This window comes from Curtobacterium sp. 458, from assembly GCF_030406605.1.
Classification (GTDB): Bacteria; Actinomycetota; Actinomycetes; order Actinomycetales; family Microbacteriaceae; genus Curtobacterium.
Window position 1 is genome coordinate 2,256,288 of sequence record NZ_CP129104.1, and the last position, 19,284, is coordinate 2,275,571.

A 19,284-nucleotide genomic window follows, 5' to 3' on the forward strand; every position below is an offset into this window, starting at 1 on the left:
GTGGGGACCGCGTGAACGGCGGACACGGCGGGGGTGAACAGGTCGTGCCACGTTGCGGGAGCGCGCATGCGGGAAACGTGCGGTCGTCGCCCAGGGACCGCCGCGGCGGACCGGTACGGTGAGCGGGTGACGGACGAGCTCAGCGACTTCTACGCGATCATCCCCGCCGGCGGCATCGGTTCGCGGCTCTGGCCCCTGTCGCGTGCGGACGCGCCGAAGTTCCTGCACGACCTGACCGGCTCCGGTGCCTCGCTGCTCCGCCAGACCTGGGACCGCCTCGCGCCCCTCGCCGGCGACCAGCGGATCATGGTCGTCACTGGCCGGGCGCACCGGGCGGCGGTCGAGTCGCAGCTGCCCGGCGTCGCGGACCACAACGTCGTGCTCGAGAGCGAGCCGAAGGACTCCACCGCCGCGATCGGCCTCGCGGCCGCCATCCTCCGCCGCCGCGAGCCGGACGTCGTGATCGGGTCGTTCGCCGCCGACCACGTCATCGGCGACGCCCGCGGCTTCCGGCGCTCGGTGCGCGAGGCGGTCGCCGCCGCCCGGGCCGGGTACGTGACCACGATCGGCATCACCCCGACCGAGCCGGCGATCGGCTTCGGCTACATCCACGCCGACGGCCAGGCGCTCGACGTCGAGGGCGCCTCGACCGTGCACGCCGTGAAGTCGTTCGTCGAGAAGCCCGACCTCGACACCGCCCGCGGCTACCTGGAGGAGGGCAACTACCTCTGGAACGCCGGCATGTTCATCGCCCGCGCCGACGTGCTCCTCGACGAGATCGGCCGGACGAAGCCCGAACTCCTCGCCGGACTCGAGGAACTGGCCGACGCCTGGGACACCTCGTCCCGGGGTGCGGTCGTCGACGCCGTGTGGCCGCGGCTCGAGAAGATCGCCATCGACTACACCGTCGCCGAGCCCGCGGCGGCGGCCGGTCGGATGGCCGTCGTGCCCGGCGACTTCGACTGGGACGACGTGGGCGACTTCGCGTCCCTCGCGAAGCTGCAGTCCGGCGGTCGGGCGAACAACCTCGCCGTGCTCGGCGACGGGGCCCGCATCCTGGCGGACTCCTCGAGCGGCATCGTGGTCGCCCACAGCCAGCGCCTGATCTCGCTCATCGGGGTCGAGGACATCGTCGTCGTGGACACCCCGGACGCCCTGCTCGTGACCACGAGCGAGAACGCCCAGCGGGTCAAGGGTGTGGTGGACGCACTGAAGATCAGCGGTCGCGGCGACGTCCTGTAGCGCTCCATCACGAAAAGCGCTTGACGGGCCTCGAACACTGGGTCCCGCGTTACGGGCAGGTTTCCGCGTGATCGCGATCCCGTAACCGATCGTGGGCCCGTCAGCAGGGGGTTCTGTACCGGTCGGACTGTCGTGTACTGTCGCCACGATCGCCCGGAACCACAGCTCCGGGCCAACGCCCCCGGAGGAATCACCCAAGTGTCATCCCGCACCCGCAAGATCGCGCTCAGCGGCCTCGCCCTGGCCGGCACGGTCGCCGTGCTCGCCGGCTGCTCCGCCGCCCCGTCCGACAACGCCTCGGCCAAGAAGACCGACTTCCGTCCCTGCATGGTCTCCGACTCCGGCGGCTTCGACGACAAGTCCTTCAACCAGCTCGGCTACGAGGGCCTGCAGGACGCCGCCAAGGAACTCGGCGCGACCTACAAGTCGGCAGAGTCGAAGGACTCGACGGTCTACGACTCCAACATCGAGCAGCTGATCAACCAGAACTGCAAGCTCATCGTCACCGTCGGCTTCAACCTCGCCGACGCCACGAAGAAGCAGGCCGCCGCGAACCCGGAGACCGAGTTCGCGATCATCGACGACAACTCGATCAAGGCGAAGAACGTCAAGCCGATCACGTTCGACACCTCGCAGGCGGCGTTCCTCGCCGGCTACGCGGCCGCGTCGTACTCGAAGTCCGGCGTCGTCGGCACCTTCGGCGGCATGCAGATCCCGACCGTCACCATCTTCATGGACGGCTTCGCGGACGGCGTGAAGTACTACAACGAGCAGAAGAAGAAGGACGTCAAGGTCGTCGGCTGGGACGTCGACAGCCAGAAGGGCTCCTTCACCGGTGGCTTCGAGGCCGGCACCCAGGCGAAGGCCGTCGCGCAGACGCTCCTCGACCAGGACGCGGACGTCATCCTGCCCGTCGGTGGCCCGATCTACCAGTCGGCGGCCGAGGCCATCAAGGACGCGAGCAACGGCTCCGTCCTGATCGGCGCGGACAGCGACCTCTACGAGGCCGACCCCCGCTACAAGGACATCGCGTTCACCTCCGTCGAGAAGGGCATGCGCCCCGCGACGCGCGACGTCGTCGAGCAGGCCGCCAAGGGCGACTACTCGAACACGCCGTACGTGGGAACCCTGAAGAACGAGGGCGTCGGCATCGCGCCGTTCCACGACTACGCCTCCAAGGTCGACAGCGGCCTCGAGGGCGAGCTCGACAAGATCAAGTCCGGCATCATCGACGGCTCGATCACGGTCAAGACCGAAGCGACCGTCAAGTAACACCACGGATGCGGGCGGGGGAGGAATCCCTCGCCCGCATTCCCGTGCCCCGACACGAGGAACTGCGCAGCACAGACATGAAGCTCGAACTCCGCGGCATCACCAAGCGGTTCGGATCGCTGGTCGCCAACGACCACATCTCGCTCACCGTCGAGCCGGGAGAGGTCCATTGCCTCCTCGGTGAGAACGGTGCCGGCAAGTCCACCCTGATGAACGTCCTGTACGGCCTCTACCAGGCCGACGAGGGCGAGATCCTCCTGGACGACGCCGTCCAGGACTTCGACGGCCCCGGTGACGCCATGCGCGCCGGCATCGGCATGGTGCACCAGCACTTCATGCTCGTCCCCGTCTTCACCGTCGCCGAGAACGTCATGCTCGGCCAGGAGCAGACCATGCTCGGCGGCCGGCTCGACCTCGCCGGCGCGCGGGCGCGCGTCAAGGAGATCTCCGACCGGTTCGGGTTCGACGTCGACCCCGACGCCAAGGTCGAGGACCTCCCCGTCGGCGTGCAGCAGCGCGTCGAGATCATCAAGGCGCTGTCCCGTGACGCGAAGGTGCTCGTGTTCGACGAGCCGACCGCCGTGCTCACCCCGCAGGAGACCGACGAGCTGATGGCCATCATGCGCCAGCTCCGCGAGGCCGGCACCGCGATCGTGTTCATCACGCACAAGCTCCGCGAGGTCCGCGAGGTCGCCGACCGCATCACCGTCATCCGGCTCGGCAAGGTCGTCGGCGAGGCATCGCCCACCGCGACCAACAACGAGCTCGCCGCGCTCATGGTCGGCCGTGCCGTGTCGCTCGTCGTCGACAAGACGCCGGCGACCGGGGGCGAGGACGCCCTCGTCGTCGACCACCTCACCGTCACGGACCCGTCCGGCGTCGTGCTCGTCGACGACGTGTCGTTCACCGTCCGACGTGGCGAGGTCCTCGCGATCGCCGGCGTCCAGGGCAACGGGCAGACCGAGCTCACCGAGGCGCTCCTCGGCCTCGAACCGGTGCACGCCGGGCACGTCACGCTCGACGGCGCCGAGATCACCGGCCGCACCGTCAAGCAGATCCTCGACGCGGGCGTCGGCTTCGTGCCCGAGGACCGCAAGGAGGACGGTCTCGTCGGCGAGTTCACCATCGCCGAGAACCTCATGCTCGACCGCGCCGACCACGCCGAGTTCGTCCGCGCGGGCACGATCCGCAGCGCCGAGCGCGACGCGTTCGCCGACGAGAAGATCGCCGAGTTCGACATCCGCACGCCGTCCCGCACCACCGCGGCAGGACGGCTCTCCGGCGGCAACCAGCAGAAGATCGTGCTCGCCCGCGAACTCAGCCGCGAGCTCCGGCTGTTCGTCGCCGCGCAGCCCACGCGCGGCATCGACGTCGGCTCGATCGAGTTCGTGCACAAGCGCATCGTCGCCACCCGCGACACCGGCGTCCCGGTCATCGTCGTCTCCACGGAGCTCGACGAGGTCGTGGCGCTCGCCGACCGGATCGCCGTGATGTACCGCGGCGCGATCGTCGGCATCGTCCCCGCGGACACCCCCCGAGACGTCCTCGGCCTCATGATGGCAGGCGAACTGCCCGAAGGAACGGAGCTGGCAGCGTGAGCACCACGCCACCCGAGAACAGCGCGCGCAGCACGCAGCCCGACACCAGCGCGAGCAGCACGCAGCCCGAGCAGACCCCGGTCACGGACGACCGCCTGCAGGAGGAGACGGCGACGCCCCACCTGATGACGGACTCCGCGGCCGACTCCGAGCGTCGCGCCGGCGGCGACCGCTGGAGCACCGCGCTCCAGGGCATCGTCAACGGGTCGGTGCTCGTCACCGTCCTCGCCGTCGTGCTCGCCCTCGTCGCCTGCGGCATCCTCATCGCGGTCACGGACGAGAACGTCCGCACCGCGGCCGGCTACTTCTTCGCGCGGCCGTCGGACACGTTCCAGGCCATCGGCTCCTCGGTCGGCGGCGCCTACTCCTCGCTGTTCCAGGGCTCGGTCGTCAACTTCGGTGCGAGCTCCTTCGCGCAGGCGATCGTCCCGATCACCCGCTCGCTCGACTACGCGGTCCCGCTCGTCGCGGCCGGCCTCGGCATCGCGGTCTCGTTCCGCGCCGGCCTGTTCAACATCGGCGGTCAGGGGCAGATCCTCATGGGCGCCGCCGCCGCCGGCTGGGTCGGATTCTCGTTCGACCTGCCCGCGATCGTGCACATCCCGCTGACGATCATCGCCGGCATCGTCGGCGGCGCCGTCTGGGGCGGGATCGTCGGCGTCCTCAAGGCCCGGACCGGCGCCAACGAGGTCGTGCTCACGATCATGCTCAACTACGTCGGGCTCTACCTCGTCAGCTACATGCTCCGCACACCGGGGCTGCTGCAGGCGAAGGGCAGCCCGAACCCGATCTCGCCCGCCATGCAGGACAGCTCGGTGCTCCCGCAGCTGTTCGGCCCGCGGTACGGCATCGACCTCGGGTTCGTCGTGGCGATCATCGCGGTCGTCGTCGTGTGGTGGCTGCTCAACAAGTCGTCGCTCGGCTTCCGGTTCCGCACCATCGGTGAGAACCCCCGTGCCGCCCGGGTCGCCGGCATGAGCGTCCCGTCGCTCACCATCTGGGTCATGCTCATCTCGGGTGCCCTCGTCGGCATCGCGGGTGCGTACCAGGTGCAGGGCGCGGTGACGAGCGGCTTCACCGCGAACATCGACGCCGGCATCGGCTTCGACGCCATCACGGTCGCGCTCCTCGGGCGTTCGAAGCCGTGGGGTGTGTTCTGGGCCGCGATCCTCTTCGGCGTGCTGAAGAACGGCGGCTACGCGATGCAGGCCGCGAACGGCATCCCGATCGACATCGTCGGCGTCATCCAGGCCCTCATCGTCCTCTTCATCGCGGCCCCGCCGCTCGTCCGCGCGATCTTCCGGATCCCGCAGCCGGGCGCCCGCCGCCGAACCCGCACCAAGCCGAGCAAGAAGGCGGTCGCCGCGTGAGCACCATGACCCCCACCGCGGTCCCCGCACTGCCCGCCCAGGGCCGCGACCTCGAGACCACCCGCAGCTGGAAGACGGCGATCGGGTACGGCGTCTTCACCGTGATCGCGCTGCTGCTCTTCGGCCTCGCGCACCGGTCGGGGACGGCGACCTTCCGTCTGTCGTCCACCGGCGACTTCTTCGCCCTGCCGAACCTGCCGCTGCCGTCCACGGCGACCGGGGTCGTCGTCATCGTGCTGCTCGCGCTGGCCACCGTCTACGCGGTCGTCGAGACGCGCGCGAACCGTCGGGTCCGCCTCTGGGTGACCGCGCTGTTCGCGATCGTGTTCGTCGTCGGCTTCCTCGCGTGGGCGGTCGCGGGCGACTCGATCACGATCCCCGGCATGCTCGTCGGTGCCCTCGGACTCAGCGTCCCGCTCGTGTTCGGTGCCCTCGGCGGCGTCATCTCCGAGCGGGTCGGCGTCGTCAACATCGCGATCGAGGGCCAGTTCCTCGCCGGCGCGTTCACCTCGGCCCTCGTGGCGTCCGTCACCGGCACCCCCTGGGCGGGCCTCGTCGGTGCGGTCGTGGCGGGTGTCCTGGTGTCGTTCATCCTCGCGGCGTTCAGCATCAAGTACCTCGTCGACCAGGTCATCGTCGGCGTCGTCATCAACGCGTTCGTCTCCGGCCTGACCGGCTTCCTGTACTCGCAGGTGCTCTCGCCGAACGAGTCGACGCTCAACGTGGGCCTGCGCTTCCCGAAGCTCGAGATCCCGCTGCTGCACCAGATCCCGATCATCGGCCCGATCTTCTTCGAGCAGACCGTCGTGGTGTACCTCGCGTACGTCGCGGTGGCGGTCGTCACGTTCTGCCTGTTCAAGACCCGCTGGGGCCTGCGCCTCCGCTCGGTCGGCGAGCACCCGCAGGCCGCGGACACGGTCGGCATCAACGTGAACCGCACCCGCTTCTGGAACGTGTCGCTCGCCGGCGCGATCGCCGGTCTCGGCGGTGCGTACTTCACGCTCGACGCCGTGGGCGGCTTCACGAAGGACATGACCGCCGGCGCCGGCTACATCGCGCTCGCCGCCGTCATCTTCGGCCGCTGGGACCCGATCCGTGCGACCCTCGCGGCACTGCTGTTCGGCTTCGCGTCGAACCTGCAGAACGCCCTGAGCGTCGTGCAGGGGTCGCCCGTCCCGAGCGAGTTCCTGCTCATGCTGCCCTACGTGGTCACGATCCTCGCGGTCGCCGGTCTGGTCGGGCAGGTGCGCGGCCCCGCCGCGGCGGGCAAGCCCTACATCAAGAGCTGACGGCCTGGAGGCACGGCACATGACCGACACGAACCCCTCCGGTGACCAGACCGTCACGCCGGCCGACGGGGCGGACGCCGCCACGGGCCTCCCGGCCGGTCCCGCGTCAGCGGACGTCGACTGGAGCGTCCTGCGGGACGCGGCCACGGCCGCGATGCGGCACGCCTACGCGCCGTACTCGTCCTTCCCGGTGGGCGCCGCGGCGCTCACCGACGACGGCCGCGTCGTCTCGGGCTGCAACGTGGAGAACGCGTCCTACGGCGTGACGCTCTGCGCCGAGTGCTCGCTCGTCTCGCAGCTGCACATGACCGGTGGCGGCAAGCTCGTCGCCTTCACGTGCGTGGACGGCGACGGAGCGACCCTGATGCCGTGCGGCCGCTGCCGCCAGCTCCTCTTCGAGCACTCCGCCGAGGGGATGCTCCTCGAGACCGTCTCCGGCATCCGCACCATCGACGAGGTCCTCCCGGACGCCTTCGGGCCGCGGACCCTCGTCACCTACCAGCAGGAGCACTGATCACATGGCCGTCGAGCCCTTCGACACCGTCGACCTCATCCGCACGAAGCGTTCCGGCGACGCCCTCGCCACCGCCGAGATCGACTGGCTGGTCGACGCGTACACGCGCGGTTACGTCGAGGACCCGCAGATGGCGGCGCTCGCGATGGCGATCTTCCTGAACGGCATGGAGCGGCGGGAGATCAAGGACCTCACGCTCGCGATGATCGCGTCGGGGGAGCGGATGTCCTTCGACGCCCTCGGCAAGACGACCGTGGACAAGCACTCCACCGGCGGCGTCGGCGACAAGATCACGCTGCCGCTCGCGCCCCTCGTCGCCTCGTTCGGCGTGGCCGTGCCGCAGCTGTCCGGCCGCGGGCTCGGCCACACCGGGGGGACGCTCGACAAGCTCGAGTCGATCCCGGGGTGGCAGGCGTCGATCTCGAACGACCGCATGATGTCGATCCTGTCCGACGTCGGCGCGGTGATCTGCGCGGCCGGTTCCGGGCTGGCACCGGCCGACAAGAAGCTCTACGCGCTCCGGGACATCACCGGCACCGTCGAGTGCATCCCCCTCATCGCGTCGAGCATCATGTCGAAGAAGATCGCCGAGGGCACCGGGGCGCTCGTGCTCGACGTCAAGTTCGGCTCGGGGGCGTTCATGCCCTCGTACGAGGCCTCGCGCGAGCTCGCGCAGACGATGGTCGACCTCGGGAACGACGCCGGGGTGAAGACCTCGGCGCTCCTGACCGACATGGAGGTCCCGCTCGGACTGACCATCGGCAACGCGCTCGAGGTTCGGGAGTCGGTCTCGGTGCTCGAGGGCGGGGGACCCGCGGACGTCGTGGAGCTGACCGTCGCGCTGGCGACCGAGATGCTCACGCTCGCCGGGCTGCCGGACGCCGATCCGGCTGCGGCCCTGGCGGACGGCCGGGCGATGGACACCTGGCGTCGGATGATCGCCGCGCAGGGTGGCGACCCCGCTGCTGCGCTGCCGGCCGCCCGAGAGCAGCACGTCGTCACCGCACCGGAGTCGGGCGTGCTCGTCTCGCAGGAGGCGCTGCCGTTCGGCGTCGCTGCCTGGCGTCTCGGTGCCGGTCGTGCCCGGGCACAGGACCCGGTGCAGGCGGGCGCCGGCATTGAGCTGCACGTCAAGCCGGGCGACACCGTGACCGCGGGGCAGCCGCTCTGGACGCTGCACACCGACGAGCCGGAGCGCTTCGACCGGGCGCTGGAGTCGCTCGAGGGCGCGTGGTCGATCGGACCGGCCGACTCGGCGGCGGCCGTCCGCGGGCCGATCGTGCGGGAGCGCATCGCGGGCTGACCCTGCCGCCCGCGCTGCTGCGTTCCTGCGGTCCGTGTGGGGAGCCTCCAGTCCGGTCGTCCGTCTGTTGTGCACAGGGGACGACGCAGGGTCGGTGACCACCGATAGCCTGGAACGCATGAGCGCCGACGCCACGACCTACCGCCTGCCCGACGCCGGAGCGGTCATCAACAACCTGCCGAAGGTCTCGTTGCACGACCACCTCGACGGGGGCCTGCGGCCGGCGACGATCATCGAACTCGCCGACGAAGCGGGCGTGGCGCTGCCGACCTCCGACGCCGGGGCGCTCGGTGCGTGGTTCGCCGACCAGTCCAACTCGGGCTCGCTCGTCGAGTACCTCAAGACGTTCGACGTCACCACCTCGGTGATGCAGACCGCGCCGCAGCTGCACCGGGTCGCGAAGGAGTTCGTCGAGGACCTCGTCGCCGACGGCGTCGTCTACGGCGAGATCCGGTGGGCACCCGAGCAGCACCTGCAGGGCGGGCTGACGCTCGACCAGACGGTGGAGGCCGTGCAGGCCGGCATCGAAGAGGCCGTCGACGCCGCCGGCGGATCGATCCGCATCGGGCAGCTCGTGACCGCGATGCGGCACGCCGACCGCGCGCAGGAGATCGCCGAACTCGCCGTGCGGCACCGCGACCGTGGGGTCGTCGGGTTCGACATCGCGGGTGCCGAAGCCGGCTTCCCGCCCGCGAACCACCGGGCCGCGTTCGACTGGCTGGCCGCGCAGCTCTTCCCGGTCACGGTCCACGCGGGGGAAGCCGACGGACTCGCCTCGATCCGGTCCGCCCTCGTCGACGGTCGCGCGCTCCGCCTCGGGCACGGCGTCCGGATCTTCGAGGACATCTCGCTGTCCGACGCCGGCGACGGGTCGACCCTCGCGTCGCTCGGTGAGATCGCGTCGTGGGTGCGCGACCGCGAGATCCCGCTGGAGGTCGCACCCTCGTCGAACCTGCAGACCGGCGCGATCGCCGCGTGGGGCGACGAGCTCGCCGACCACCCCTTCGACGTGCTGTACCAGCTCGGGTTCCGCGTCACGGTGAACACCGACAACCGCCTCATGAGCGACACCTCGCTGTCGAAGGAGCTCGCGCTCCTCGCCGGCACGTTCGGCTACGACCTCGACGACCTCGCCGCGTTCCAGATCAACGCCGCCCTGGGCTCGTTCCTCCCGCTCGAGGACCGCGAGGAGATCATCGCCACCATCACCGCAGGACACCAGGAGGCCTAGGACGTGCCGCTCCCACCGCTGCCGGACGACGCCGTCGTGCTCGGAGCCACCGCGCCGTCGTGGCGCGAAGCGCTCCGGCTGACCGGGGACGCCCTCGTCGCCTCCGGCGCCACCACCGAGCCGTACACGGACGCCATGATCGAGATGGTCGAGGAGCACGGCCCGTACATCGTCATCTCTCCCGGGCTCGCGTTCGCGCACGCCCGACCGGGGTCGTCGGTGGTCCGGGACGGCCTCGCGCTCGTCACGCTCGCGTCGCCGGTGGCGTTCGGACACCCGCACAACGACCCCGTGCGGGTCGTGCTCGGGCTCGCCGTCGCCGAGGTCGGGACGCACCTGGAGTCGATCGGCGAGATCGCGAACACCTTCAACGACGACACCGTGACGTCGCGGTTGGCGGCTGCGGGCACGGCGGACGAGGTCCGGGCGATCCTCGGGGTCGCGTCGGCCGGGCGTGCCGGTGCTGCCGGGGGTGCGGCGTGAAGATCGTGACGATCTGCGGCGCCGGCATCGGGTCGAGCGGGATCCTCAAGGTGAACGCCGATAAGGCGCTGGCGTCGCTCGGGCTGAGTGCCTCCGTGGTGGCCGCGGACGTCGCCTCGGTGCGCGACGTCGCCGAGGACGCGAACGTCATCCTGACGAGCCAGGAGTTCGTCGAGGCGATCGGGGACACCTACGCCGAGGTCATCGTGATCCGGAACCACTTCGACCAGGGCGAGATCACGGCGGCGGTGGACCGGGCGCTCGGGGAGCACTGAGCCGCTCGCGTGTGCGCTGCGGGCGTGCGGTCGCGCGTGTGCGCTGCGGGCGTGCGGTCGCGCGTGTGCGCTGCGGGCGTGCGGTCGCGCGTGTGCGCTGCGGGCGTGCCGTCGGCGCGCCCTAGGATCGGTGCATGAGCACGGACAACCCGCTGAACGACCCCGCCGCCGACCCGTTCGAGGTCGCGCGCGCCGCCGCCGACGTCATCGCGTCGAAGTCGGGGATCGAGCGGCACGACATCGCCCTGACCCTCGGATCCGGATGGGGCAAGGCCGCCGACATCATCGGTGAGACGGTCTCCGAGATCCCCGCGTCGGAGGTCCCGGGCTTCAGCGCCTCAGCCGTTCCCGGCCACTCCGGCACGGTGCGCTCCATCGCCCTCCCGGACGGCCGTCACGCCCTCGTGATCGGTGCCCGGACGCACTACTACGAGAACCACGGCGTCCGCCGCGTCGTGCACAGCGTCCGTACCGCTGCGGCGACCGGCGCCTCGGTGATGATCCTCACGAACGGTGCCGGTGGCATCAAGGAGCACTGGACGCCCGGCACGCCGGTCCTCATCAGCGACCACATCAACCTGACCGCCGACAGCCCGCTCGAGGGCGCGACCTTCGTCGACCTCACCGACCTCTACTCGGCACGACTCCGTGCGGTCGCCCGCGGCGTGGACCCCTCGCTGGACGAAGGCGTCTACACGCAGTTCCGCGGCCCGCACTACGAGACCCCGGCCGAGGTGCAGATGGCGAAGACGATCGGTGGGCACATCGTCGGCATGTCCACCGCACTCGAGGCCATCGCCGCGCGGCAGGCCGGCATGGAGGTGCTCGGGTTCTCCCTCATCACGAACCTCGCCGCGGGCATCCAGAAGACGCCGCTGTCGCACGCCGAGGTGCTCGAGGCCGGCCGCGAAGCCGAGCCGCGGATCGCCGACCTCCTCGCCCGTGTGGTCGCGGCGATCGGGTCGCCGGACGCCGTCGACGGATCCGCACTGTGAAGCTCGACGTCGACGCGGTCGTCGCCGCCGGGCGTGCCTGGTCCGCGCAGGACCCCGACGACGAGACCCGTGCCGAGCTCGACGCGGCCGTCGCGGCAGCGGCGACCGGGGACGGACCCGCCGTGCAGGAGCTCGCCGCACGCTTGGCCGGTCGTCTGGCGTTCGGCACCGCGGGACTCCGCGCCGAGCTCGGGTACGGCCCGCTGCGCATGAACCGCGTCGTGGTGACCCAGGCCGCCGCTGGGCTCGCCCGCTTCCTGATCGACTCCGGCCGCTCGCGCAGCGTCGTCATCGGCTACGACGGGCGCGTCAACTCCGACGTCTTCGCCCGCGACTCCGCCGAGGTCATGCGCGGCCTCGGGCTCGACGTCACCCTACTGCCGTCCGCGCTGCCCACCCCGGTGCTGGCGTTCGCGGTCCGGCACCTCGGGGTCGGCGCGGGCGTGATGGTCACGGCGAGCCACAACCCGCCGCGTGACAACGGCTACAAGGTGTACCTCGGCGAGGGTGATGAGGGCTCGCAGATCGTCCCCCCGGTCGACGCGACCATCGCCGCGGCCATCGATGCGGTCGCAACAGGGTCGATCGCCGACCTGCCACGGGCGACCGACTACACCGTCGCGGGCCCGGACCTGCTCGACGCCTACGTCACCGCGACGGCCGCGACCGTCCCCGCACCGGCGCTCGGGGTCCCGGACCAGCCGTCGGTCGTCTACACGGCGATGCACGGCGTCGGGTGGGAGACCGCCCGTGCCGTGTTCGAGCGGGCCGGGTACGCCGTCCCCGCCACGGTGCCGGAGCAGATCGAGCCGGACGGAGCGTTCCCGACGGTGTCGTTCCCGAACCCGGAGGAGCCGGGCGCCATGGACCTCGCGGTCGCTCGGGGTGTCGACGCCGACGCCGACGTGGTCATCGCGAACGACCCGGACGCCGATCGGCTCGCACTCGCGATCCCGGACGGTGCCGGCTCCTTCCGACGGCTCTCCGGCAACGAGGTCGGCTGGCTCCTCGGGTGGCAGGCCGCCGTCCGTGCGGCGTCGGACGGACGGGGCGGCACGCTCGCTGCGTCCATCGTGTCCTCGCCCGCGCTCGCCCGGGTCGCCGAACGCCACGGCCTGGCGTACCGGGACACCCTGACCGGCTTCAAGTGGGTGTCGCGCGTGCCGGACCTGGTGTTCGGCTACGAGGAGGCGCTCGGCTACCTGGTCGACCCCGACGTCGTCCGCGACAAGGACGGCATCTCCGCGGCCCTCGCGCTGCTCGACCTCGCCACGACGCTCGCGGCTTCCGGGCAGACCATCGCGGACCGCCTCGAGGCCTTCGCCGCCGAGTTCGGGGCGTTCGCGTCCGGGCAGGTGGCGACGCGTGTGGACGACCTGTCGCGCATCGGGGAGATCATGGCCGCGCTCCGGGCCGACCCGCCGTCGTCGCTCGGGCCGGTGGCCGTGCGCGCCGTGACGGACTACGCGGACGGGGCCGACGGGTTCCCGCCGTCGGACATCCTGCGGTACGACCTCGAGGGCGACGCCCGCGTGATCGTCCGGCCGAGCGGGACCGAGCCGAAGGTCAAGGTCTACATCGACACCGTCGCGACGACCTCCGCCGAGGCCCAGGCCCTCGCCGACGCCCTCGCCGCCGCCGTCCGCCCCCTCGTGTCGTAGCGCCGCACCCTCCAGAACCAGGTTCCGGACACAGCACCGCGCCTTTCCGCGGTGCTGTGTCCGTTCCGCGGTGTCGAGCGCGCCCGTGCCCGTTCGACCGCCACACGAAACGAAATCCGCTCGGCGCTCATGCACAACGCGAGAGGGGTGCGCTGGCGTCCACAGCTCGCGCAGGCCTTGCAGACGAGCAGGGGGAGCCCGTCGAAGCTGGGGCGATGGACCGGCTGCCGCTCTTCTCCATCCCCGCCGACGAGAGCGCCGCACGAGGCGCCCGACGACGACGCGTCGACGGTGGTCACGTGCGCGTCGGCTACGGCGTCACGACCTCGGCTGCGGCGTTCCGCGACGCGTCGGAAGTCACCCGCCATCGTGCCAGGATCGACGCTGTCGTCAGCCGCTCGAAGTCCAGCTTGATCGTCTCTCACGAGTCAGCTGTGGTCATGCTCGGACTCCCGTGGTTCGGGCCGTTGCCCGAGCGTGTCCTGTTCACCGACCCCGGACGAGACCGAGCGCAGCGGCTGCGGTTCAGTGACAAGGTGCCGGCTCGGGGGCGTCACGTGAGCACCGTCGCGATCGACGGGATCGAGACGACCGATCTCGTCGAGACCGCCGTCGACGTCGCGCTCCGTGCGGACCGTGGACACGCCATCGTCGTGCTCGACGCGGTACTCCGGCGTGGCGCCTCGCGGGAGCTGCTGCTCGTCGAACTGTCCCGTCGCACGCACCGGCGCGGCGTTGCTCGGGCGCGGCGACTGATCGAGATCGCGGACGGGAGCAATGAATCTCCGGGTGAGAGCCTGACCCACCTCGTCGCCCACGATGTCGGACTCCCAGCGCCGGTCCTGCAACACGAGTTCCGGGTCGTCGGTCGATTCGTCGCCCGCGTCGACTTCTGGTTCCCCGAACAGGGGGTCGTCATCGAGTTCGACGGACTCGCCAAGTACCGAGACCGGACACTGCGAGGGACACGCACACCGGAGGACGTCGTGGTCGACGAGAAGCTCCGAGAAGACGCCGTCCGTTCCCTTCCGGAAGTCCGCGGCTTCGGACGGGTGACGTGGCGCGATGTCCTTCCCGGCGGAGCCGCGCCGACTGTCTTCGCTCATGCCGGGTTGCCCGTGTCACGAGTTGTCCGGACCACTCCGCCGTGGTGAAACACCTTGAAACGGACACAGCACCGCGGAAAACCACGGTGCTGTGTCCGGAACCTGGTTCCTCGGCGCTCGCCCGCGGCCGCGCTACGCGAGCTCGAGCAGCACGTGGCCGGACGAGATCGTCTGGCCGACGGGGGCGTTGAGCGCCTTCACGACGCCGTCGCGGGTCGCCTGCACGGGCTGCTCCATCTTCATGGCCTCGAGCACGACGAGCAGGTCGCCCTTCACCACGGTGTCACCCTCGGCGACCGCGACCTTCACGACGGTGGCCTGCATCGGCGACGTCACCGAGCCGGACGACGCCAACCCACCGCGAACGCCGGACGACCGACGCTTCGGGGGAGCGGTCGGGCCCGCGGGGCGGCGGCCGGCCGCACCGGCAGCGCCACCGCCGACGATCGACGGCATGGTGACCTCGATGCGCTTGCCCTGCACCTCGACCACGACGGTGTCGCGCGACGCCGGAGCGGGGAGCTCCTCGGTCGCACCGCTCCACGCGGGGATGTCGTTCTGGAAGTCGGTCTCGATCCACTGCGTGTAGACGGAGAAGGGCGTCTCGTCGTCCGTGGCGAACGCCGGGTCGGACACGACGGCGCGGTGGAACGGCAGCACGGTCGGCAGACCCGTGACCTCGAACTCGGCGAGTGCTCGCCGCGAGCGTTCCAAGGCCTCGGAGCGCGTCGCGCCGGTGACGATGAGCTTCGCGAGCATCGAGTCGAACGAGCCGGACACGACGTCACCGGAGACGACACCGGAGTCGACGCGGACGCCGGGGCCGGACGGGGCGGTGAAGGCGTGCACGGGGCCGGGCGCGGGGAAGAAGTTGCGACCCGGGTCCTCGCCGTTGATGCGGAACTCGAACGAGTGGCCGCGGGGCGTCGGGTCGGAGTAGTCGAGCGTGCCGCCCTCGGCGATGCGGAACTGCTCGCGGACGAGGTCGATGCCCGTGACCTCCTCCGAGACGCAGTGCTCGACCTGCAGGCGGGTGTTGACCTCGAGGAACGACACGGTGCCGTCGGCGCCGATGAGGAACTCGCACGTGCCGGCGCCGACGTAGCCGACCTCGCGCAGGATCGCCTTCGACGACTCGTACAGCCGTTCGGTCTGCGACGCCGTCAGGTACGGCGCCGGGGCCTCCTCGACGAGCTTCTGGTGGCGGCGCTGCAGCGAGCAGTCGCGCGTCGAGACGATGACGACGTTGCCGTGCTCGTCGGCGAGGCACTGCGTCTCGACGTGGCGCGGCTCGTCGAGGTACTTCTCGACGAAGCACTCGCCGCGGCCGAACGCCGCGATGGCCTCGCGCGTCGCCGACTCGAAGAGCTCTTCCACCTGGTCTCGCGAGCGGACCACCTTCAGGCCACGGCCACCGCCGCCGAACGCCGCCTTGATCGCGACGGGGAGCCCGACCTGGTCGACGAAGTCGAAGACCTCGGACACGTCCTGCACGGGCTCGATCGTCCCCGGTGCGAGCGGCGCGCCGACCTTCTCGGCCACGTGCCGCGCGGAGACCTTGTCACCGAGGCGCTCGATCGACTCGGGCGACGGGCCGATCCAGGTCAGCCCGGCGTCGATGACGGCGCGGGCGAAGTCGGCGTTCTCGGCGAGGAACCCGTACCCCGGGTGCACGGCGTCGGCACCGGAACGGCGGGCGACCGAGATGATCTTGTCGATCACGAGGTAGGTGTCGGCGCTCGTGGTGCCGTTCAGGGCGTACGCCTCGTCGGCGAGGCGGGCGTGCAGCGCGTCGCGGTCCTGGTCGGCGTAGACCGCGACCGATGCCTTGCCTGCGTCGCGGGCCGCGCGGATGATGCGGACGGCGATCTCGCCGCGGTTCGCGATGAGGACCTTGCTGATACGGGGCATGGTAAGTCAGCGTATTCGTGCTGCCACGGCCCGAATTGACCGGCGTCCACAAAGAACCGGCGGGAAGAAGTGTGGATGTCTACATCGACCAGAGGTCGTGCCACGTCGCGCCGAACCCGCGCAGCAGCATCGAGCGCAGCACCGGCAGGGACAGGCCGACGACGGCCGACGGCGCACCGTCGATCCGGGTGATGTACGCGGCCGCCCGGCCGTCGATCGTGAAGGCGCCGGCGACCTCGAGCGGTTCCCCGCTCGCGACGTAGGCGTCGATCTCGTCGTCGGAGACGTCGTCGGCGAAGGTGAGCACCGCGCTGTCGACCGCGACGACGCGGTCGCCGTCGGCGACCATCGCGGACCCGCCGGGCGCGGCGTCACCGATCAGGCCGTCACCGGCGGTCGAGGCGGGCAGCGGCCGGACGGGAGGCGCGGTGCGGGGCCGACCCGTGCCTCCCGTCCGGGACGCGGTCGCGTCCACCGCCGCAGCGCGGTCCGCACGACGGTCCAGCACGCAGTGCCCGCTCCAGAGCGTCCCGCCGCCCACCGCGAGCATCTGCCGCCACCGCTCCCGCGCGACCGCCGGGTCTTGGGGCTTGCCGTAGAGCGTGCCGTCGACCTCGAAGGCGGAGTCGCCGCCGAACACGAAGCCGTCGACCGGGCGTCCGGCGACCTCCGCGTCCGCGACGGCCGACGCCTTCGCGACCGCGAGGAGCGACACGAGCTCCGGCCCGGACAGCTTGCGTCCGAGCGTCGCCTCGTGTGTGGCGACCGCGGCGTCCTCGTCGACCCCCGGTGCCACGAGCACGGGCTCGATGCCGGTCTGGGCGAGCAGGGCGCGACGGGCGGGGGAGGTACTCGCGAGGTACAGACGCATGGGAACATCGAACCATGGGTGAATCCGTCGGAACGCTGCTCGAACTCGACGTCACCGGGATCGCCCACGGCGGTATCTCGGTGGCACGGCACGAGGGGCGCGTGGTCTTCGTCTCCGACGCTATCCCGGGGGAGCGCGTCACCGCACGCGTGACCGAGGACCGCAAGAAGTCGTTCTGGCGCGCGGACACCGTCTCGGTGGAGCAGCCGAGCGAGCACCGCGTCGACCACGTCTGGCCCGAGGCAGCGCTCGACCGCGACCCCGCCACCCGCGCCGGCGGTGCGGAGTTCGGCCACATCGTCCTCGCCCACCAACGACAGCTCAAGCACGACGTCCTCGTCGACGCGTTCTCGCGGTTCGCACGCACCGACCTCGCTGACGTCCTCGGGCACGACGTCACGGTCGAGGCGGTCCCCGGCGACGACGCCGCGAACGGCACCGGCTGGCGCACCCGCGTCCGACTGCACTTCGACGCGGACGGCACCCCCGGACCCTTCGCCGCCCGCTCGCACACCGTCGTCCCGGTGACGTCGCTGCCGCTCGCGGGTGCCGCCGTGCAGGAGAGCGCGCCGCTCGGCCGCAGATCGATGCCCGGTGCCTCGGTGATCGACGTCCTCGCACCGAGCGGCTCGGACGGCGCCCGGCTCGTGATCGACGAGCAGAAGCCGACCGTCGTGACCGAGGTCGTCGGGGAGCGGACGTTCGCCGTGGACGACAACGGCTTCTGGCAGGTGCACCGGCAGGCCCCCGCCGTCCTGACCGCGGCCGTGCAGGACCTCGTCGACCGCGACCGCCTCGACCCGGAGGGCCAGCACCTCGACCTCTACGGCGGGGTCGGGCTGCTCGCAGCGGCACTCGGGGACCTCGTCGGGCCGCGCGCCAAGCTCACCAGCGTGGAGGGGTCCGAGCGCGCGACCGAGCACGCGCAGGAGAACCTCGCGGAGTGGATCGGTGCCCGGGCGGAGACCGGCCGCGTGGACCGCTGGCTCGCCCGTACCGCCGCAGGCGCCTCGCAGCAGGAGCGCGCACGCCTCCGCGCCGGCACCGTCGTCCTCGACCCGCCGCGGTCCGGCGCCGGCCGCGAGGTCGCCGTCCAGATCGCCGCGCTGCAGCCCGCGCAGGTCGTCTACGTCGCGTGCGACCCGGTGGCGCTGGCCCGCGACGTGGCGACGTTCGCGGACCTCGGCTACCGGCTCGAGGCGCTCCGAGCGTTCGACCTCTTCCCGCACACCCACCACCTCGAGGCCGTCGCCCGCCTGGTGCCCGTCGCCTGACCCGTCGCCTGACACCGGGGCGACGTCGGCGCGTCCCGCCCGGGAGCCGTCGCCCGACCGGCGCGTCCCGCGGCCAGCGCCCCGAACCTGGGTCGGACCTGGGTATCCTTGCCCGGTGATGACGACCCGGTTTCAGGGGCCGGGCCGCGCATCGGAACGAGAGGCCACCGTGGCAGCAGCAACGACACCCACCACCGGGACGACCGAGGACGTGCAGACCGGGCCGGTCCGCGTCGCGATCGTCGACGACCACGAGTCCGTACGGCTCGGCATCCAGGCCGCGTGCCAGAACGAGGGCTTCGAGGTCGTCCTCACGGCAGCGAGCGTCCCGGAGTACATCCGGGAGCTCGGGGACCGCGAGGTCGACGTCGTCGTGCTCGACCTGTCGCTCGGCGACGGCTCGACCGTGACCGAGAACGTCAAGGGGGTGCAGGGGACCGGTTCGGCCGTGCTCGTGCACTCGATCGCCGACCGCGTCGCGAACGTCCGCGAGGCACTGGCAGCCGGAGCCGCCGGTGTGATCCCGAAGTCCTCCGCGACGAAGACCGTCATGGCGGCCGTCGCGACCGTGGCCCGCGGGGACGTGCTCAACAACCTCGAGTGGGCGAGCGCCATCGACGCCGACCGGGACTTCGCGAAGGCGCAGCTCGGTCGACGCGAGCGCGAGATCCTCCACCTCTACGCCTCGGGACTGCCGCTCAAGCTCGCCGCGCAGCAGCTCGGCATCGGCTACTCGACGGCCCGCGAGTACCTCGACCGCATCCGCGTGAAGTACGTCGAGGTGGGCCGACCCGCACCGACCAAGGTCGACCTCCTCCGCCGCGCGGTCGAGGACGGCATCCTGCCCGGCCTCGACTCGGGGATCGACCCCGACGCCGACGGCCGCTGA

At 71.4% G+C, this 19,284-nt stretch carries 17 protein-coding genes; 15 read left to right on the forward strand and 2 right to left on the reverse strand.

All coding sequences use genetic code 11. The features are described 5' to 3' along the window. The first annotated feature begins 126 nt into the window (after positions 1-126). The 13 genes from QPJ90_RS11220 (at position 127) to QPJ90_RS11280 (ending at position 14,387) form a co-directional block, all read left to right on the forward strand. Positions 127-1,242 carry a mannose-1-phosphate guanylyltransferase gene (locus QPJ90_RS11220; protein ID WP_290131304.1) on the forward strand — a complete coding sequence of 372 codons (1,116 nt, stop codon included), beginning with the start codon at positions 127-129 and terminating at the stop codon, positions 1,240-1,242. 198 nt (positions 1,243-1,440) lie between these two features. Beyond that, positions 1,441-2,514, forward strand: coding sequence for a BMP family ABC transporter substrate-binding protein (locus tag QPJ90_RS11225; protein ID WP_290131305.1), 1,074 nt, complete (start codon positions 1,441-1,443; stop codon positions 2,512-2,514). A 77-nt stretch (positions 2,515-2,591) separates the two neighbouring features. Continuing rightward, positions 2,592-4,112 (forward strand): ABC transporter ATP-binding protein, encoded by a 1,521-nt coding sequence (locus QPJ90_RS11230; RefSeq protein ID WP_290131306.1) that lies wholly within the window; start codon positions 2,592-2,594, stop codon positions 4,110-4,112. Further along, positions 4,109-5,482, forward strand: a complete 1,374-nt coding sequence (locus QPJ90_RS11235) for an ABC transporter permease (RefSeq protein WP_290131307.1) — start codon at positions 4,109-4,111, stop codon at positions 5,480-5,482. Before QPJ90_RS11230 ends, QPJ90_RS11235 begins: the two co-directional genes overlap by 4 nt. Positions 5,483-5,487: 5 nt before the next feature. After that, on the forward strand, positions 5,488-6,771 hold the full coding sequence (locus QPJ90_RS11240; RefSeq protein WP_290134216.1) for an ABC transporter permease: 1,284 nt from the start codon (positions 5,488-5,490) through the stop codon (positions 6,769-6,771). A gap of 19 nt (positions 6,772-6,790) precedes the next feature. Beyond that, positions 6,791-7,285, forward strand: coding sequence for a cytidine deaminase (locus QPJ90_RS11245; RefSeq protein ID WP_290131308.1), 495 nt, complete (start codon positions 6,791-6,793; stop codon positions 7,283-7,285). Between the two features lie 4 nt (positions 7,286-7,289). Beyond that, positions 7,290-8,588: a thymidine phosphorylase gene (locus QPJ90_RS11250; RefSeq protein WP_290131309.1), complete on the forward strand. Its 1,299-nt coding sequence runs from the start codon at positions 7,290-7,292 to the stop codon at positions 8,586-8,588. Positions 8,589-8,706: 118 nt separating this feature from the next. Next, on the forward strand, positions 8,707-9,819 hold the full coding sequence (locus QPJ90_RS11255) for an adenosine deaminase (RefSeq protein WP_290131310.1): 1,113 nt from the start codon (positions 8,707-8,709) through the stop codon (positions 9,817-9,819). 3 nt (positions 9,820-9,822) lie between these two features. Then, a complete protein-coding gene (locus QPJ90_RS11260; protein WP_290131311.1) occupies positions 9,823-10,302 on the forward strand; it encodes a PTS sugar transporter subunit IIA in 480 nt (159 codons plus the stop codon). Further along, entirely contained in the window at positions 10,299-10,577 is a 279-nt protein-coding gene (locus QPJ90_RS11265) for a PTS sugar transporter subunit IIB (RefSeq protein ID WP_290131312.1), read from the forward strand. The genes QPJ90_RS11260 and QPJ90_RS11265 overlap by 4 nt, the downstream gene beginning before the upstream one ends. A 134-nt stretch (positions 10,578-10,711) precedes the next feature. Beyond that, entirely contained in the window at positions 10,712-11,572 is an 861-nt protein-coding gene (locus QPJ90_RS11270; RefSeq protein ID WP_290131313.1) for a purine-nucleoside phosphorylase, read from the forward strand. Then, positions 11,569-13,233 carry a phospho-sugar mutase gene (locus QPJ90_RS11275; RefSeq protein ID WP_290131314.1) on the forward strand — a complete coding sequence of 555 codons (1,665 nt, stop codon included), beginning with the start codon at positions 11,569-11,571 and terminating at the stop codon, positions 13,231-13,233. Before QPJ90_RS11270 ends, QPJ90_RS11275 begins: the two co-directional genes overlap by 4 nt. Positions 13,234-13,532: 299 nt before the next feature. After that, complete coding sequence (locus QPJ90_RS11280; RefSeq protein ID WP_290131315.1) at positions 13,533-14,387, forward strand: hypothetical protein; 855 nt, start codon at positions 13,533-13,535, stop codon at positions 14,385-14,387. An 84-nt stretch (positions 14,388-14,471) separates the two neighbouring features. Here the strand turns inward: QPJ90_RS11280 and QPJ90_RS11285 are convergent, their stop codons facing one another. Both QPJ90_RS11285 and QPJ90_RS11290 read right to left on the reverse strand, forming a co-directional pair. Continuing rightward, the gene (locus tag QPJ90_RS11285; RefSeq protein WP_290131316.1) at positions 14,472-16,250 is read right to left on the reverse strand and encodes a biotin carboxylase N-terminal domain-containing protein; all 1,779 of its coding nucleotides are present in this window, start codon (positions 16,248-16,250) and stop codon (positions 14,472-14,474) included. Between the two features lie 79 nt (positions 16,251-16,329). Then, the gene (locus tag QPJ90_RS11290; RefSeq protein WP_290131317.1) at positions 16,330-17,121 is read right to left on the reverse strand and encodes a Maf family protein; all 792 of its coding nucleotides are present in this window, start codon (positions 17,119-17,121) and stop codon (positions 16,330-16,332) included. 14 nt (positions 17,122-17,135) lie between these two features. Here QPJ90_RS11290 and QPJ90_RS11295 point away from each other — a divergent pair, with 14 nt between their 5' ends. Both QPJ90_RS11295 and QPJ90_RS11300 read left to right on the forward strand, forming a co-directional pair. Beyond that, on the forward strand, positions 17,136-18,395 hold the full coding sequence (locus QPJ90_RS11295; protein ID WP_290131318.1) for a TRAM domain-containing protein: 1,260 nt from the start codon (positions 17,136-17,138) through the stop codon (positions 18,393-18,395). A gap of 169 nt (positions 18,396-18,564) precedes the next feature. Continuing rightward, positions 18,565-19,284: a response regulator transcription factor gene (locus QPJ90_RS11300; RefSeq protein ID WP_290131319.1), complete on the forward strand. Its 720-nt coding sequence runs from the start codon at positions 18,565-18,567 to the stop codon at positions 19,282-19,284.

What these genes read in the sequence shown, in the direction of transcription:
- QPJ90_RS11290 (WP_290131317.1), bottom strand. Translation starts at nt 17,121, where the DNA reads ATGCGTCTGTACCTCGCGAGTACCTCCCCCGCCCGTCGCGCCCTGCTC.
- QPJ90_RS11245 (WP_290131308.1), top strand. Translation starts at nt 6,791, where the DNA reads ATGACCGACACGAACCCCTCCGGTGACCAGACCGTCACGCCGGCCGAC.
- QPJ90_RS11240 (WP_290134216.1), top strand. Translation starts at nt 5,488, where the DNA reads ATGACCCCCACCGCGGTCCCCGCACTGCCCGCCCAGGGCCGCGACCTC.
- QPJ90_RS11255 (WP_290131310.1), top strand. Translation starts at nt 8,707, where the DNA reads ATGAGCGCCGACGCCACGACCTACCGCCTGCCCGACGCCGGAGCGGTC.
- QPJ90_RS11250 (WP_290131309.1), top strand. Translation starts at nt 7,290, where the DNA reads ATGGCCGTCGAGCCCTTCGACACCGTCGACCTCATCCGCACGAAGCGT.
- QPJ90_RS11295 (WP_290131318.1), top strand. Translation starts at nt 17,136, where the DNA reads ATGGGTGAATCCGTCGGAACGCTGCTCGAACTCGACGTCACCGGGATC.
- QPJ90_RS11285 (WP_290131316.1), bottom strand. Translation starts at nt 16,250, where the DNA reads ATGCCCCGTATCAGCAAGGTCCTCATCGCGAACCGCGGCGAGATCGCC.
- QPJ90_RS11270 (WP_290131313.1), top strand. Translation starts at nt 10,712, where the DNA reads ATGAGCACGGACAACCCGCTGAACGACCCCGCCGCCGACCCGTTCGAG.
- QPJ90_RS11230 (WP_290131306.1), top strand. Translation starts at nt 2,592, where the DNA reads ATGAAGCTCGAACTCCGCGGCATCACCAAGCGGTTCGGATCGCTGGTC.